The sequence below is a fragment of the Methylobacterium sp. E-046 genome (genome assembly GCF_022829625.1).
Classification (GTDB): domain Bacteria; phylum Pseudomonadota; class Alphaproteobacteria; order Rhizobiales; family Beijerinckiaceae; genus Methylobacterium; species Methylobacterium longum.
The window spans coordinates 12,975-27,405 of sequence record NZ_JAKSYP010000096.1 but is presented as its reverse complement, the minus strand read 5'-3'; the positions used below and the strand labels follow the sequence as shown (position 1 = coordinate 27,405).

The window sequence follows — 14,431 nt, the reverse complement described above, 5'->3', positions numbered from 1 at the left end:
GGACGGCAGGCCGTAGCGGTCGCGGTAGCTCTTCGGGTCGAGGCCGTGGCTGGTGAGGTGGCGCTTGAGCGTCTTGTAGGTCTTGCCGTCGATGAAGCTGACGATGCCGTCGGGGCGGACCGACTTGCGGATCTGGGCCGCCGTCGGAGTCTCGAGCGCGGCCGCCGAAGCGGACGCCGCGCTTGCACCCCCCGACGCCAACCCGGATAGGGCGCCATGCACGGCGTGGATCAGCTTCGGAAGCTCAGCGACCGGAACCGGGTTGTTGGAGACGTAAGCAGCGACGATCTCTCCGGTAAGCTCAGTAAAATTTGACGTATAATCTAAGGTTTTCACGGCTACTTCGCTTGATCCTGGATGCATGAGGACCTACGGAATGTGGACCTCACGAGCCGAAGTCAACTCAAGACTCAGAAATTGACCATCCTGACGGCGCCGTCGATCGCACAGATCTATGGCCGCAGCAGCGACAGCGTCCGCCACCTCGGCCCTGCGGCGCGGCTCGCCGACGCCGGGGATCGCTCGGGCCATGCCGGAGAGCGAGCGCGGCGCCCCGGCCCGTCTCTCCCGGCGCCGTCGGTTTGCGCTGGGCTACCGCTTCGCAACCCGGCGCCGGCCGTGAGCCCGACCCTGCGCCTCGACCGCCAAAAGGGCGGTGGCTGCGAACACGCCCAACGCGCCAGCAAGGCCGAACTTGAGCCATTTGGGATCGGTCGCCGAGACCGTATCGACCGATCGATCGTCGAAGCGACCATGGGCGCCGGGATCGGTGTCGACGGGGTAATAAAGGTTGTCCGGCCGCCCTTCGATCGCTGCCTGGTTCGTCATCTCTCCGCGGTAGCCGTGCCGCGCGAGGTAACCGTCGATCCAGCCGGGCACGAGCATATTGCCGATGATGGCCTTCCAGGTCGGGAAGCCGATCCACAGCTCGCGCGGTGCGGTGTGAGCCGCCCGATAGACGTGCCGCGCGATGGCCTCGGGCTGGTAAATCGGCGGTACCGGCTCCAGCCGGCGGGGCATGCGCGTACGGGCCCAGTCGAACTGAGGCGTGTTGACCGCCGGCAGCTGCACCATCGTCAATCGGACCTGACTGCCATCGTGCAGAAGCTCGCTGCGCAGGCTGTCGATGAAGCCGCGCACGGCGGCCTTGGCCGCGCAGTAGCTCGATTGCAGCGGGATCGAACGGTAGGCGAGGGCCGAGCCGATGCAGACGATGGCGCCCGCGTTGCGAGGCTGCATATGCTTGAGCGCGGCGAGCGTGCCATAGACCTGTCCGAGGTAGGTCACCTCGGTTGCCCGCCTGTACTCCTCCGGCGAGGTCTGCTGCACGGGGGCGTAGATCGTCACCATGGCAACGTTGATCCAGACGTCGATGCCGCCGAACTCTTTTGCGGTCTCGTCCGCCGCCCGCATGACGGCATCGGCGTCCGCGACGTCGACCTGATGGGCGAGTGCGCGGCCGCCGGCCCGTTCGATGTCCCGCACGGTCCCCTTCAGCCCGGCTTCGCCTCGGGCCAAGACCGCGACATTCCAGCGGTGACGGGCGAACTCATGGGCGATGGCGCGCCCGACCCCAGCGCTGGCCCCCGTCACGACGACGGTCCGCCGCCGGTCACTGTTTACTTCTGGTCTCATCGATCATCCGGCCTGCAATGGCTGACATGCGTCGCAGCACAGACGCGCGAACCCACCGCTTTGCTCCGAACGGGGTGCCCCTCTCGTGGTGGCTGGGCGGCCAGATCATCACGGCTCGCGCGGTCTCGTGCCCCCGCCGACGGCGACCGCGGCCGATAGCGGCGTGGATAGGCGGTGAGAGGCCCATGCAGCGGAGTGGCGCGCTGCGTCCGTGCGGCTACATTCTCGCAGCGTGCGAGTACCGTAGCGGCATCGCTCGCCGCGGTTCTGCCGGCGTACGATCAATCTGAACGCAAGAAAAAACCGTCATCTTGCATCGAGGGCTCGCCATGGATGTCGTCGTCACGCCGACCGGATCAGACGGGACGTCGTGGAGCCTCAAGGATCGGCTCGGCCGCCAGCTCGGGGCAATCGATCAGGATCAGGAGGAGCTCTTCCAGATCACGCCCTCTGCCGGCGGCCTGACGAGCGTCCCGCGAACGCACCCTACGCTCGATCAGGCGATGACGGCTATCGCCAAGCACATGCATGGCGAGTGCACGCTCGACAGCCAGGATTGGGATTGAGCGTCGTGAGCGCACGTCCCGCGATCATCGAGCCCGGTGTGCAGCAGGTGCCGATGCCGCCGCCCGCGCCGGCCGTCGACGCGCAGGCGATCCGGTTGTGGCTCGCCCGGTCCGGCAGCCCGCACAGGGCCCGAAGCTACGAGCGACGGGTCTGCCAAGTCAGGGCGCATGTCGGCAAGCCGCTCGGCGCGGTCCGGCTGGACGACCTGCGGGACGACATCGCCGCCCGATCCGGAGCCTCGACGAAGGCGCTCGCCGCCGCCTCGCTCAACGCCTCTTCGCCGTCGCGTAGGAGATCGGGCTCCTGCGGTTCGACATCGGCGTGGCCGTGAAGGTGCCGCCGATCAACAACACCCTGGCCCAGCGCATCATGGCGGAGACCGACGCGCGGCCGGTGATCCGGCGGGAGCCGGCTCCGTGGAAAGGGGACGGCTGTCAGCCTCCCCATGGACAGTGCTGGGGGCGCTGCGCGGGGATCAGGTCGCCAAGCTGGCGACAGGGGCGGCCGGTGAGCCCCCGTTCCTCTCGCGGAAGGGCGGAGCGCGCGATCCGAGTGCCGTCCAGCGAGCCGTGAAGGCCGCCGCGGCCCGGGCAAGGTCTCGGGCGGGGTTTCGGCGCACGGGCTCCGGCACGCACACGCCTCGATCGCGGCGCCCCGGCCCGCCGCGCGCAAGCCACGCTCGGACACGCCTGTGTGGCGGCGACCGGGCGCGATCTGCATGCGCGGCCGTCGGACGCCGCGGTGCTGGCCCTGCAGCCCCACGCGGATTTCGCACGGATTTCGCGCGGAGCTGGATCAGGCGGATTCTTGAGATCCGCAAACGCTGGCCGGCCGCATCCGGCGGGCCGGCGTTTGTCTGCCGAAGCCGGTCAGGAGGCGAGCACGAGTTCGCCCTCCCGGGCAGCTCGCTCGCAGCTCGTCGACTTGATCCGGTAGCAGGGCTCACCGGACCGGTCATCCGGCATCAGCCGGACCACCTCAAAGAGACCATCGACGACGCTGCTCTTGTTGCCGGCATAGGTGATCCCGAGCTGCCGGACGTTCTGACCGAGCTTGAACTTATGAGACATTCCCGTCCTCCAGGGTGCTAGCGCGTTGTAGGCCGACGACCTACCTGCGGGCCTTGGCTTTGCGGGCGGCAAAGCGTGCATCGCGCGCGGCCTTCTGCTCGGCCGCCAATGCGACCTGCCGTTCAGCCTTCTCGGCCGCTTGGCGAACGAGTTCCGCAGCGGCGCGCTCCCGTGCTGCGAGAGCTTCCGCCTCGCGCTCAGCCTCGACGGCGAGACGAACCGCCTCGCGCTCGCTGGATCGTTGGTCCCGGGCCTCAACGAGGGCTTGCCGCTCGGCCTGCCGCGCGAGAACGGCCGGATCATCGGCGGCCGGGCGTGCCCGGAAGCGGGCGAGTGTGGCCTGCCGCGCTTTGGCCGTCGCCTCGAGGCGGTCGGCGAGCTGGTCTGCGTTAAATTGGCCCACGTACATTCCTTATGTGCACCGAGGCTCAGCCAAGGTGGCAAAAAATAAATGAAGCCGTTCCGAATGGAACGGCTTCGAAAGTCGTCACAGGCAGATGAGAAGGCTCAAGCAGCCTGAAGCTGGCCCGCGGACTGCTTACCGGAGCGGCGATCGGCCTCCATCTCGTAGGAGACCTTCTGGCCTTCGATCAAGTTGTTCATGCCTGCGCGCTCGACGGCGGAGATGTGCACGAACACGTCCTTACTGCCGTCATCCGGCTGAATGAAGCCGAAGCCCTTAGTGTCGTTAAACCATTTCACGGTGCCGATGCTCATAAGTATTCCATATCTACAGAGTCGAAAAAATGGGCCGGGCGCATGCTGGCACGCGCCCGGTCGCGGGTCGTCGAAAATGGGGAAGATGCAGAACGTTCGCCTTGTTGAGGCGATACGGCCGAATATCCGGCCAAAGATCGATCCGTGACTTGTACGCTAACTTCGGCTCCATCACAACTACAAATTTGAATTCAGGAAAATCTGGCTGACACGTTCGGCATTCTCCGACCACACGCTGCGCTGTTGCGGCCGGCATCTTCGAGAGGGTCTCCGACGCTCCATTCGGCGCGACCGGCACCTCCGGGGACGCGCCGGCTACACGCGAACGGGGAGGACACGGCAACCGGCGCGCTCGCGCGCGGGAGTGTGAGGGCACTCGACCGCCGCGATACAGGGTAAGGGGGATGGGCCGCGGAAAGATCCTTATCGCGTCTGCCAGGACGCCTCAGCGACACCTTCCGCGACCGACCGGCGCGCTTCGGTTTCCCGGCGATGGACCGAGCGGGTTCTGCGGCCTCCGGGGCCGTCGCCGTGCCGGCAGCTCCGCATTCCGAGGCAGCGGAACCCCCGATCGGTCCGGCGCTCAAGCACGCTGGTCCTGCGTCGCGCTCGGCGCGGAGATTTTGAGCTCGGGGCTGCAGAATCGAATTGGAGCGAAACTCCGAGCTCACTTGGTCCGTACCGCCCGCTCATGAGCGATCACCATGACGAGTCCACACCGCCCTCCCCCACACCGCCCGCCGCATCGTTGGCTGCACAGATCCGTGCGGCCCGCCTCCGCGGCGCCTTCTCGATCGAGACGTTGGCGGCGCTGGCGCAGGTCGATCCCGACGTGGTCAGAGGGTTGGAGAACGGCGCGGCGATCAGAGATGTGTCGGCTCAGGATCGGATCATGAATGTGCTCGGTCTGCGGCCCGGCAGCGACCGCTGACCCGCGGAGCGGCCCATCTCAATCCTGCAGGCCTGCGGCTGCCGAATTCGTCCGACGGCCCGCGGGCGGCACGAGCATCCTCCCGCCCCGCATCCCGCTCGCCCCGGTCCGCCTCGAGGCGGGCGTGCCGATGGCCGGCGTCGACAGCGGTCTCCATCGACAGGCCCTGGGCGGTCGCGCGAGGCCGGTCGCGAGAGCGAGGAGCGATCGCTTATCCAGGCCCGAACGCCGCCGCCACGCTTGCGCGTGCAGCGGTGCCGGTGCCGCGCCGCGACGGCGTTCCTCTCGGCAGCTATCGCGGCTCCATCTCTGCAATCACCCACAGCGCTTGCAGCGCCTGCCTCCGCCCCTCGTCCGTCGCGATATTCGACCACAAGCGCAGGCATTCGTCTGCGCTCGCGACTACGCCCGCGGGGGGTCTATCTGTGAGAAAACGTTCCAGGGGAACGCCGAGCGTGTCCGCGATCCGGCGCAGGACTACCAAGCGGGGGGCATCCGAGTCCGACATGATCACGTTCTGAGATCTTGGGTGTACAAACGCATTCCCCGCCACAAGATATTGTGTCCGATTTCAGGCGACGCCCGTCAATCACTATTCACGCCGTCATTTGAAAATAAGATGTTTTTGAGATGTGACTGAACTATCATATGTTCGTCGTGGATTTTGTTCTTGGGGCTGCCCGGCATGATTTTCGTTGCGAAGGCGGACGGCGGCGTGAGTTACGTCAGCCCGGAATGGAGGGCCTTCACCGGGCAAGCCGTAGAAGAAGCCGTCGAGCACGGCTGGTTCGCCTGCGTGCACCCTGAGGATCGCGAAACGTCCTTCGCGTTCCTGACCAAAGCGCGTGATCAGCAGAGTGAGTACAGCCTCCGGCTCCGGCTTCGGCGGCCTGACGAGAGCTACTGCTGGGTCATAATCGGCGCCGTACCGTCCTACGGCCCACCCGATCGCAGCTTCCTCGGCTATCTCGGCTCAGTCACGGAGATCACCCCGAGCGGCTCCGAGCCGTTGACCGCCTACGGTACCCTCGCGCGCTTCGTTCCACCGCCCCTCCACCCGGCGACGATGCCGGGATCGGCGCTGGAACTGGTCGCCGATCACCTGCTGATCGCGCACGGGCTCATCGAGCAGGATGGCGCCAAGGAGATGCTGCCGGTGCTGCGGCAGGCCCTGATGACTGCGGGCAGGCTGCTGGCGCACAGCATGAACTCGGCGGATCCGAGCGACCGCTTCCATTAGGATGCCGTGCTGCGGGCGGCCGAGCCGGCCTGTGGCCCCCTCTCAGCGCCGCGCCGGATGATGCTTCGTCCAGGCATGACGGCACGGGGCGCCACCAGGCCGGTCCGGCCCGAGCACCGCGTCTTCCACCCCGTCGAAGGCGCGCAGCCCTCGGCCGCGCCCGCCGGACCCGCGTCGGTCTGGCCGCAGCCCTGCGGGACCACGACACCGCGAACGCGGCCGGTGCCAACCGCGCGGGCTTCCGCCGGCGGTGCCACAGAATCCACCATCGGCCGGAGCACCAGCGACGACGCGGGCACATGCCGGTCCGGCGCACGGTGTTCTGTTCGGCGGGTTCTACAGCCCAGGACAGGGACGCATGTCGCTGTTGATCGGCCGGCGCGACGGTCGCCAAGGCCGATGCTCCGGCGTATACGTAGATTGCATCGATCGTCGCATGTCGCCCCGATTTGAGGACGGTTAACGCGCCGTTAACCACCCAGGATGCTGGGTCTCTTCGTTCCTGGGAGCCTGATCCATGATCTCGACCGGCCTTTTGTTCGCGATCAGCGCGGCGCTGACCGCTGCCGCAGCGGGCGCCGTAAGCGCGCCGAACGCGCGCAGCAGGTAGCCTCAGGCTGCCCGCGCGCGAGCGTGAGACCCTTTCGCGACAGGTCCGGCTTCCTGCGCGCTGGGCGTGCGGAAGCCCGCGAACGGCCGAGGTTCGGCCGCCGGCCTGACCGGATCGATGGTCGTCTCCGGTCGTCGCGATATCCGCTGACGCCCGCCCCCTCCCCCTGCAGAACCGCGAGGGCGGTGCCGCGCTCACCTCGCCAGCCCCTGGTCATGATGGGGGCCACGACCCGGATCTGGCCGCTCGGCTGAGCCGCTATCACTTCGGGTCGAGACCCACGTTGCGGCTCATGACCCAGCCATGATCGCAAGGACCGGTATACGTCTGCTCGACAGGCACGAGGATCGTCGTCCGGCAGCCGGGCAGGGCTGCCCCGTAGACGACGCCCAGCCACGGCCCGAGCTTCTCACAGACCACAACCCTGTCGCCGTCGTTCAGGCGCCCGATCTCGCGGAAGGGCGCCTCCCCCGGCCCGCTCTGTACCGGCAGGAAGCTCTCGGGCTGCGATCCGACCTCGACGACGCGGCCCTTCTCAGGACAGGCATCGTCGCCGATCGCGCCGTGCATCAGGATCGGTACGTTCAGGGGCGCGGTCTCCGCGAGAGCCATGCCGGGCAGCACGAGTCCGACGAGCAGCCCGAGCCGCGATGCTGTCGAGTGCACGAGGGTTCCGTGCTGACGGGGATCGGAAGGCCGGTCATTCGATCGCCCTGTCCGGCGCGACGCCGAACAACGCGGCGGCTCGGGACCGGATCCGGCCCGTGGCCCCCGCCGTGCCGTGTCCCGATCCCAGCCGGGCCGCCCCTCAGGCTCGATCAGCCTGCTCCGGATAGCAGGACGATCCCATTGAGCAGCGCGGCCAGTTCCGACTGGCGCCCCGTCCCCGTCTTGGCGAAGACGGCCTTGAGCTGCGAGCGCACCGTGTGGATGGACAAGCCTGTCTGCTCGGCCAGGGTCGGGACGTTGAGGCCCCGGGCGACGTCGCGAGCGATGCGAGCTTCGGCCGGCGTCAGATCGAAGAGCCCTTGGACGAGCTGCGCATCCGGGACGCGATCCGCATCGAGGGACGTGACCACGGCCAGGCAGGCGGTCCGCGCGAAGACGTCGCGCGCGTTGCCGAGGACGGGAACGAGATGCAGGATCGCCGCTCGACCGTCGATCCCGGCTGGAAGCGGTATCGAGGCCCCCTGCATCGTGTTCGGCGCGGCGCGCCCACTCTCCAGAACGGTGCGCAGGCTGGCCTCGGCGGGCGGGTGCGTGATGGCCAACCCGGATGGCCCGTCCTGAAACAGCGCCGGCATATGGCTCACGAACCGGTCGTTGGCCGCGAGGACTCTGCCGCTGAACGACAGGGCCGCGGCCGCCAGCCCGAGCGCCTCCAGATCGCCGACCGTGGCCTCGAACCGAAGCTGGCTGTACCGGGCCGCCAGAAGCGCTGCGCGCGCGAGGTGCGGGCGATACTGGTCGAGATGCTCGGCTTGGGCTCGTGAGAATGGGCCTTGGCCGTGGCGGCGCTCGATGTTGACCACCAGCGTATCGCCGTTTGGAACCGCTATGGCGGTGCCGAGATGCCATCCGCCACCGAGGCGTCGCATGTCGGCGTACATCGGCTCTCGGTCGAGTTCCTCATCGGTGAAGAGATCGAGATCGGTCAGGAACCCGGCATGATCCCGCCGGACCCCCCGTTCGACCAGGGGGTTTTGGGCCATCCACCCCGCGGCCAGAAACGCATCGAAGAAGGGGGTCGTCGCCTCCGAGGCGGTCCAGCGCGTCGCTTCAGGGGTGGCCGTGAAGAGCATCCCCCCCCAGGCGCCCGTCATCCGCGACAGCCGATCGAGGAGCGCTGGCCAGGCCTCCGGGATGTGCGCGGCCTCGTAGATGTCGCCCAGAAGGGTCTCGTCGATCACGGTGGTAAACAGCCTGATGGCGCTGGAATCTTCAGCTGGATTGACGTGGGACCGGCTACCTCAGATTAGTTTCCGTTGCGTTCGTCAGGCCGTCCGCCCGCATGATGGCACGGCAGGATTCAGTCCGCGCGCCCCTTCGCGCGTCGCGCAAGCGCCGCCAGCGCGTCCTGCCCGAGCTGCAGCCGGTCCCGCGCGGAAGCAGCTGCCGGGGCGTGCCCGAGGGCGGCACGAACAGGATGCCCGCCAACGGCCGCGCGGCCGCTCGTCGGCTTGGCCGCCTCAGCAGCAGCGGTGCGATCTCAGCCCGCGGGTCTATCGGGACGTATCACGCAGCACCGGGCCCGCCGTCTCCTGTCAACGCGCCGCAACCGGTTTCGTGAGGGGTTCTACCTGCGGAAAGCGGACGCCGTCTCAGTGCCGACCGCACCCATATTCATGCTCATCGGCCGTTCCGCATGTCGTTTTACGGGAAACGGTTGCGCAGGCGGCGCGTCGCAACAGCCGCGGAGACAGCTGGAAGAAGTCGCTTCCAAGGTCAGGATCGAGAACCGAGAAAATCGTCGAGAAACTGATGTAACCCGTCGGAGGCGACGTCGAACTCAGCTCAGTGCCACGACTTGGCATCGCACTGCAGGAGCACCGACATGACCAATCTGTTCCGCCTCGCCTCCGCCGCTTTCCTTGCTGCCTCGGTTGCAGCGAGTCCAGTGATCGCCGCCGAAGCGATGGGCAAGGATACGATGGCCAAGGACTCCATGGCGAAGGACTCCATGGGCAAGACGGATGCGATGGCCAAGGATCACATGGGCAAGGACCCCATGGGCAAGGACCCCATGGGCAAGGATCATATGGCCAAGGATCATATGGCCAAGGACAGCATGGCCAAAGATCCGACGAGAAAGTAAGTCCAAAGCGGGCGTCGGGCAGCTGTATTCAGCAGCCCGACCTCCCCTCGGGTCACAGCATTCGACCCGATAGTGCTACCGGATTGCGAGGCCCTTCGCTCATGACAGCGCAAGCACTGGAGTCAAACGCGGCGCCGATGAGCGGACGTTCCGCAAAGCGCCCATATCGGAGGCTGAGAGCGCCGTAACGCCGTCTCCAGAGCGGACTCCGCGAGGTGAGGCGCCGATCCTGGACCGCTGGCGCCATCCTTGCCTCGGGTGACGTGTCGCTGAGCCGGAGCCGGATGCCATGGCTATCACAGATCATGCCCTCGCCTGGACGCAGCTGTTTGGCGAGCTTGACCGGAGTGGCTTGGCGCTACACCTGCAGATCCGTCGGGCGATCGTGACGGCCATCGAACGGGGGCTGTTCACCGCGGAGGCCCGGCTGCCTTCGACGCGCCAGTTGGCGGCCCTGCTCGGCGTCGCCCGCAACACCGTGGTGAACGCGTACCAGCAACTCATCGACGAGGGTTTCCTGGTCGCTCACGAGCGCAGCGGGATCTTTCTGGCGCCAGATCTGACCGTCTCCGAAACGCGCGGACCGTCCCACGAACGAACCATCGCGTGGTCGCGGCGCTTCGCGGTCCGGCCCGCGCAGTTGCGGCAGATCACCAAGCCCCGGGATTGGCTCGACTATCCCTATCCCTTCCTGTTCGGCCAGTTCGATCCGTCCCTGTTCCCGGCCAACGACTGGCGCGAGAGCGTGCGGGCCGCCTCCGGGGTATCCGAGATCAACGCCTGGGCGGGCGACCTGATCGACGAGGACGATGCCGATCTCGTGGAGCAGCTCCGCCTGCAGGTGCTGCCGCGGCGGGGCATCTTCGCGAGCGCCGACGAGGTGATGGTCACCATCGGCTCGCAGCAGGCCCTCTCGCTGCTGATCCAGCTTCTGGTCGACCGCGACACGCCGGCGGGCGTCGAGGATCCCAGCTATCCCGATACCCGCAACATGCTGACCCTCGCCACCGACGACCTCGCGACGCTCGCCATCGACCGGCACGGGGTCGTGCCCGATGCGGCCTTCGCGGGCCGGGACGTGGCGTTCGTCACCGTGGGGCATCAGTGCCCGACCACCGCGGTGATGCCGCTGGAGCGACGCCGCGCCCTCCTTGAGGCCGCGCGGCGCCACGACGTCGTCCTGGTCGAGGACGATTACGAGGCCGACCTCGCACTGGCGGACGAGATCCCGTCCCTCAAGAGCCTCGATGCGGACGGCCGCGTGATCTATGTCGGCAGCTTCTCGAAGGTGCTCGCCCCGGGCCTGCGGGTCGGCTACGTGGTGGCGCCCCGAGCCGTGATCGCGGAGCTGCGCGTGCTGCGGCGGCTGATGCTGCGCCACCCACCCTCGAACAATCAGCGCGCCACCGCGATGTTCGTGGCGCTCGGGCATTATCGCACGCATCTGCGCCGGACCGCCGGCGTTCTGGAGGAGCGCGCCGTCCGGATCGCCAGCCTGCTGCCCCGCCTCCTGCCCGCGTTCCGCTGGCGGCGCGACCCGGGGGCCACGAGCTTCTGGGTGGAGGGGCCTGTCGGCCTCGATGCCCGGGATCTCAGCGTGCGCGCCCGCGCCCGCGGCGTCCTGATCGAGCCGGGCGACATCTTCTACGCCGATCCGGAGGCCGGCCGCGCCTGCTTCCGCCTGGGCTTCGCCTCGATCCGCACCGACCGGATCGAGGCGGGCCTCACCCGGCTCGCGGGACTGGTCACGCCGGCCGGGATCCTCGCGTCACAGGGGATGCCCGAGCAGGTCTGAGACCGCCTGCACCACGCTCGTGACAGCGACGGTGCAGAGCAGCAGGATCGACAGGGCGCGATGACCCCGTCCGGCACCGAGCCTGAGAAGCGCTTCGCCGAGCCGGCTGCCGGCGACGATGAGCGGGATGCCGATCATCACCGGGATCGCCAGGGAGGCCCCGAAGAGCCCGGCGGTCGCGAGGCTGACGGCGCTGGCGATCGACGTCGCCAGGAAGAACATCAGCAGCGAGGCGCGCCCCTGCTGCGGCGAGAGCGGCGTCGCGAGGTAGTAGGCGACCACGGGCGGACCCGGCATCGCCGCGAGCCCGTTGCACAGGCCGGCGGCCAGTCCGACCGCCAGGGTCGCGCCGCCGCGCGGGAGCCCGGCGAAGCGAAAGCCGCGCAAGAGAGCGATGGTCCCGCAGCCGCAGACCAGCGCGATGCAGAGCCGGGCGACGTCCGGGCTCGCCGCAGCCAGCGCGGCTACGCCGAGGGGCGAGCCGACCACGGTGCCGGCGACGAGCCAGCCGAGCGAGGGCCAGTGGCAGGTCCGGCGCGCCCGCGGCAGGTCGGAGAGGCTCGCGCAGAACTGGAGGGCGACAGCGAGCGGGACGCATTGGCTCGGCGGGAGCGAGAAGCCGAGCAGCGGCACGGCAGCAAGGGCAAACCCGAAGCCCGTGAAGCCGCGGATGAGCGCCGCGGCGAAGATTGCGGCCGCGATCGCGATCAGGAATGCCGGTTCAGGCATCGGAAGAGCGGCCGCCATCCCCCTAACGCATGTCGACCACGATGGTCTTCTTGCGGGTGAAGTGCTCCAGCATCGACTCCAAGGAGGCCTCTTTACCGAGGCCGGACTTCTTAAAGCCGCCGTAGCTGAGGTTCGGCTGGATCGTCAGGTTCTGGTTGACTTGGACATAGCCGGCATCCAGCGCGTGCGACACCCGCAGCGCCCGGCGCAGGTCCCGGGTCCACACCGTCGCGGCGAGGCCGAATGCCCCCGCATTCGCGGCCGCCAGGACGGCCTCCTCGTCGGAGAACGGCACGATGCAGGCGACCGGACCGAAGATCTCGTCGCGCATGAGCGGGCTGTCCTCGCTCAGACCGGTGAACAGGACCGGCTCGACGAACAGGCCCCCGGCGAGATCCGGCGCGGCCGGCAGGCGCCCGCACCGCACGGCCCGCGCGCCCGGCGTTGCTTCGCCCTGAGCGATGTAGTCCATGATCTTGGCGCGCTGCCGGGCATTGATCACGGTGCCGATATCGGTGGCCTCGTCCAGGGGATCGCCCATCCTGAGGTTCGAGACGGCGGCGGCCAGCCGCTCCACGAACCGGTCGTGCAGCGCGGCGTCGACGTAGATCCGGCTTGAGGCGGTGCAGCTCTGGCCCTGTCGGGTGAAGCGCATCCCGGCCACCGCGCCCGCGACGGCCCGGTCGAGGTCCGCGTCCGTGAAGATCAGCATCGGGCTCTTGCCGCCGAGTTCCAGGCTCACCGGGATCAGCTTGTCGGCGGCCTCGCGGTAGATCGCCTCGCCTACCGCCTGCGAGCCCGTGAAGGTGATTTTGGCGACGTCAGGGTGCCGGACCAGCGGCGCCCCGCAGGCGGGACCGGTGCCGCAGATCACGTTGAGGACGCCGGGCGGCAGGAGATCGGCCAGGAGGCGCGCCGCCTCTATCGTCGCGAAGGGCGCCTCCTCGGAGGCCTTCACCACCACGGTGTTGCCGGCCACCAGGGCCGGTCCGATCTTGAGCGCCATCAGCACGAGGGGCACGTTCCAGGGCAGGATCGCCGCCACCACGCCCAGGGGCTCGCGCGTTGTCAGCGCGAGCATGTCCGGGCTGAACGGCAGCGTCTCCCCCTTCAGTTCGGTGGCGAGACCGCCGAACATCGCGAAGATATCCGCCGCGGTGGCGATCTCGGGGCGACACTCGGTGCGGATCGCCTTGCCGGTCTCGGCGGCGAGCAGCGGGGCGAGATCCGGGGACGCCGCCCCGATGCGGCGCCCGCCCTCGGCCACCAACCGCCCGCGCTCGCGGGCCGGAACCCGCGCCCAGGCCTGGCCGGCAGCACGGGCGGCCGCGACCGCCGCCTGGACGTCCGCCGGGCCGGCTGCGGGCGCCTGGGCCAGGGCGCGCCCGGTGGCCGGGTCGAGGACGGTGAGGCAGGCTCCGTCCACCGGGCCGACCAGCGCATTCCCGATGAGGTGGCGCCCGGCGAGGGTGACCAGGAGGTCACGCACGCCCTGGGGGAGGCGCGCGCGGCCACCCGCTAGGCTCTCCGGTTCATTCGACATGTGCGGCTCACTCGCGGTCGGATTGGGGCATCCTGGCGTCGATACGAGCGCCCCGGGCGTCGCGACAGGTCCAGGCGGCGGCGAGTGAGCGGGCCAGGCGCAACCCGGTGTCCCCGGGCTTTGGCCGTCCGGACACCGGCGCGCGTCCGAGCCGGCGCACGCCGGCTTCCAGCGGACTCGCGGATAGGCCGACGCTCAGGGGATCCTGAAGCCGACCGGACCCGCTCCGCCGCTCCTGTCGGGTGCCTCGGCTGACCCGCCAACTGGATGCGTCGTTGGCATCCGCCTGGACCTCGTCGGGCGGACGGCGGCGGCGCTAGGTCGTGGCGGACGATGGCCGCCTGCGGGCGCGCAAGGGGAGCCCAGTGCGATGAATGAAGCGACGACCGAGGCGGAGCGCCACGCCCTATTGGAGCGCCTGTTCGCGGCCTTCAACCGCCACGACGCCGACGGCGTCATGGCCTGCTTCACGCCGGGGGTCGTGTTCGACACCGCAGCCGGACCGGAGGCACACGGCCGCCGGCTGACCGGCCGGGACGCGGTACGGGCGGCCTTCGTGGCGGTCTGGACCGACATGCCGGACGTGGCCTGGACGGTGTCGCGCCACATGCTGACGGGGGAGCGGGCCACGTCGGAATGGCTCTTCACCGGCACCCGGGCCGATGGCAGCCGGATCGCCGCGGAGGGAGTCGACCTGTTCGTGTTCGAGGGCCGGCTGATCGCCCGCAAGAGCGCCTTCCGCAAGGACCGCCCGGTCCAGGCGGCCTGAGGGAGGCGGA

Annotated in this window: 16 protein-coding genes and 1 pseudogene; 7 read left to right on the top strand and 10 right to left on the bottom strand. The window is 68.9% G+C overall.

Annotated elements, in window-relative coordinates; translation table 11 throughout:
- Both MKK82_RS09300 and MKK82_RS09295 read right to left on the bottom strand, forming a co-directional pair.
- The coding region (locus MKK82_RS09300) for a MucR family transcriptional regulator (protein WP_409566785.1) at nucleotides 1-336 on the bottom strand (336 nt) is incomplete at its 3' end.
- A gap of 255 nt (nucleotides 337-591) precedes the next feature.
- Complete coding sequence (locus MKK82_RS09295) at nucleotides 592-1,635, bottom strand: SDR family oxidoreductase (RefSeq protein WP_243985408.1); 1,044 nt, start codon at nucleotides 1,633-1,635, stop codon at nucleotides 592-594.
- Between the two features lie 329 nt (nucleotides 1,636-1,964).
- Between MKK82_RS09295 and MKK82_RS09290 the strand changes: the two genes are divergently transcribed.
- Nucleotides 1,965-2,201 (top strand): hypothetical protein, encoded by a 237-nt coding sequence (locus MKK82_RS09290; RefSeq protein ID WP_238291604.1) that lies wholly within the window; start codon nucleotides 1,965-1,967, stop codon nucleotides 2,199-2,201.
- Nucleotides 2,202-2,206: 5 nt separating this feature from the next.
- The gene (locus tag MKK82_RS09285; protein WP_243985406.1) at nucleotides 2,207-2,533 is read left to right on the top strand and encodes a hypothetical protein; all 327 of its coding nucleotides are present in this window, start codon (nucleotides 2,207-2,209) and stop codon (nucleotides 2,531-2,533) included.
- Nucleotides 2,534-3,071: 538 nt separating this feature from the next.
- Here the strand turns inward: MKK82_RS09285 and MKK82_RS09280 are convergent.
- The 3 genes from MKK82_RS09280 to MKK82_RS09270 all read right to left on the bottom strand — a co-directional run bounded on the left by MKK82_RS09280 (nucleotide 3,072) and on the right by MKK82_RS09270 (nucleotide 3,989).
- Nucleotides 3,072-3,272, bottom strand: a complete 201-nt coding sequence (locus tag MKK82_RS09280; protein ID WP_238291601.1) for a hypothetical protein — start codon at nucleotides 3,270-3,272, stop codon at nucleotides 3,072-3,074.
- Nucleotides 3,273-3,312: 40 nt separating this feature from the next.
- A complete protein-coding gene (locus MKK82_RS09275) occupies nucleotides 3,313-3,681 on the bottom strand; it encodes a DUF6481 family protein (protein ID WP_238291600.1) in 369 nt (122 codons plus the stop codon).
- A 98-nt stretch (nucleotides 3,682-3,779) separates the two neighbouring features.
- The gene (locus tag MKK82_RS09270; RefSeq protein ID WP_238291599.1) at nucleotides 3,780-3,989 is read right to left on the bottom strand and encodes a cold-shock protein; all 210 of its coding nucleotides are present in this window, start codon (nucleotides 3,987-3,989) and stop codon (nucleotides 3,780-3,782) included.
- A 691-nt stretch (nucleotides 3,990-4,680) separates the two neighbouring features.
- Here MKK82_RS09270 and MKK82_RS09265 point away from each other — a divergent pair.
- Entirely contained in the window at nucleotides 4,681-4,920 is a 240-nt protein-coding gene (locus MKK82_RS09265) for a helix-turn-helix domain-containing protein (RefSeq protein ID WP_238291598.1), read from the top strand.
- 670 nt (nucleotides 4,921-5,590) lie between these two features.
- Nucleotides 5,591-6,160: a PAS domain-containing protein gene (locus tag MKK82_RS09260; protein ID WP_238291597.1), complete on the top strand. Its 570-nt coding sequence runs from the start codon at nucleotides 5,591-5,593 to the stop codon at nucleotides 6,158-6,160.
- 871 nt (nucleotides 6,161-7,031) lie between these two features.
- Here MKK82_RS09260 and MKK82_RS09250 read toward each other — a convergent pair.
- From MKK82_RS09250 to MKK82_RS34365, 3 genes and pseudogenes are all read right to left on the bottom strand, one after another.
- Nucleotides 7,032-7,436 (bottom strand): integron, encoded by a 405-nt coding sequence (locus tag MKK82_RS09250; RefSeq protein WP_238291596.1) that lies wholly within the window; start codon nucleotides 7,434-7,436, stop codon nucleotides 7,032-7,034.
- Nucleotides 7,437-7,588: 152 nt separating this feature from the next.
- Complete coding sequence (locus MKK82_RS09245) at nucleotides 7,589-8,680, bottom strand: helix-turn-helix transcriptional regulator (protein ID WP_238291595.1); 1,092 nt, start codon at nucleotides 8,678-8,680, stop codon at nucleotides 7,589-7,591.
- 142 nt (nucleotides 8,681-8,822) lie between these two features.
- A pseudogene (locus tag MKK82_RS34365) lies at nucleotides 8,823-8,996 on the bottom strand (IS5/IS1182 family transposase); the annotation flags it as partial.
- A gap of 328 nt (nucleotides 8,997-9,324) precedes the next feature.
- On the opposite strand from MKK82_RS34365, the gene MKK82_RS09235 reads away from it, so the two are divergent.
- Both MKK82_RS09235 and MKK82_RS09230 read left to right on the top strand, forming a co-directional pair.
- Nucleotides 9,325-9,585, top strand: a complete 261-nt coding sequence (locus MKK82_RS09235; protein ID WP_238291594.1) for a pentapeptide MXKDX repeat protein — start codon at nucleotides 9,325-9,327, stop codon at nucleotides 9,583-9,585.
- 289 nt (nucleotides 9,586-9,874) lie between these two features.
- Nucleotides 9,875-11,380 carry a PLP-dependent aminotransferase family protein gene (locus MKK82_RS09230; RefSeq protein WP_238291592.1) on the top strand — a complete coding sequence of 502 codons (1,506 nt, stop codon included), beginning with the start codon at nucleotides 9,875-9,877 and terminating at the stop codon, nucleotides 11,378-11,380.
- On the opposite strand, the gene MKK82_RS09225 is transcribed toward MKK82_RS09230, so the two are convergent.
- Complete coding sequence (locus MKK82_RS09225; RefSeq protein ID WP_238291591.1) at nucleotides 11,354-12,109, bottom strand: sulfite exporter TauE/SafE family protein; 756 nt, start codon at nucleotides 12,107-12,109, stop codon at nucleotides 11,354-11,356. The two genes, MKK82_RS09230 and MKK82_RS09225, sit on opposite strands and share 27 nt — an antisense overlap.
- Before the next feature lie 22 nt (nucleotides 12,110-12,131).
- Nucleotides 12,132-13,652 carry an aldehyde dehydrogenase family protein gene (locus MKK82_RS09220; RefSeq protein ID WP_238291590.1) on the bottom strand — a complete coding sequence of 507 codons (1,521 nt, stop codon included), beginning with the start codon at nucleotides 13,650-13,652 and terminating at the stop codon, nucleotides 12,132-12,134.
- 370 nt (nucleotides 13,653-14,022) lie between these two features.
- On the opposite strand from MKK82_RS09220, the gene MKK82_RS09215 reads away from it, so the two are divergent.
- The gene (locus MKK82_RS09215) at nucleotides 14,023-14,421 is read left to right on the top strand and encodes a nuclear transport factor 2 family protein (RefSeq protein WP_243985404.1); all 399 of its coding nucleotides are present in this window, start codon (nucleotides 14,023-14,025) and stop codon (nucleotides 14,419-14,421) included.
- Nucleotides 14,422-14,431: the final 10 nt, after the last annotated feature.

Coding starts and splice junctions, on each gene's coding strand:
- MKK82_RS09220 (WP_238291590.1), bottom strand. CDS start 13,652: ATGTCGAATGAACCGGAGAGCCTAGCGGGTGGCCGCGCGCGCCTCCCC.
- MKK82_RS09290 (WP_238291604.1), top strand. CDS start 1,965: ATGGATGTCGTCGTCACGCCGACCGGATCAGACGGGACGTCGTGGAGC.
- MKK82_RS09225 (WP_238291591.1), bottom strand. CDS start 12,109: ATGCCTGAACCGGCATTCCTGATCGCGATCGCGGCCGCAATCTTCGCC.
- MKK82_RS09215 (WP_243985404.1), top strand. CDS start 14,023: ATGAATGAAGCGACGACCGAGGCGGAGCGCCACGCCCTATTGGAGCGC.
- MKK82_RS09235 (WP_238291594.1), top strand. CDS start 9,325: ATGACCAATCTGTTCCGCCTCGCCTCCGCCGCTTTCCTTGCTGCCTCG.
- MKK82_RS09270 (WP_238291599.1), bottom strand. CDS start 3,989: ATGAGCATCGGCACCGTGAAATGGTTTAACGACACTAAGGGCTTCGGC.
- MKK82_RS09280 (WP_238291601.1), bottom strand. CDS start 3,272: ATGTCTCATAAGTTCAAGCTCGGTCAGAACGTCCGGCAGCTCGGGATC.
- MKK82_RS09230 (WP_238291592.1), top strand. CDS start 9,875: ATGGCTATCACAGATCATGCCCTCGCCTGGACGCAGCTGTTTGGCGAG.
- MKK82_RS09295 (WP_243985408.1), bottom strand. CDS start 1,635: ATGAGACCAGAAGTAAACAGTGACCGGCGGCGGACCGTCGTCGTGACG.
- MKK82_RS09265 (WP_238291598.1), top strand. CDS start 4,681: ATGAGCGATCACCATGACGAGTCCACACCGCCCTCCCCCACACCGCCC.
- MKK82_RS09275 (WP_238291600.1), bottom strand. CDS start 3,681: ATGTACGTGGGCCAATTTAACGCAGACCAGCTCGCCGACCGCCTCGAG.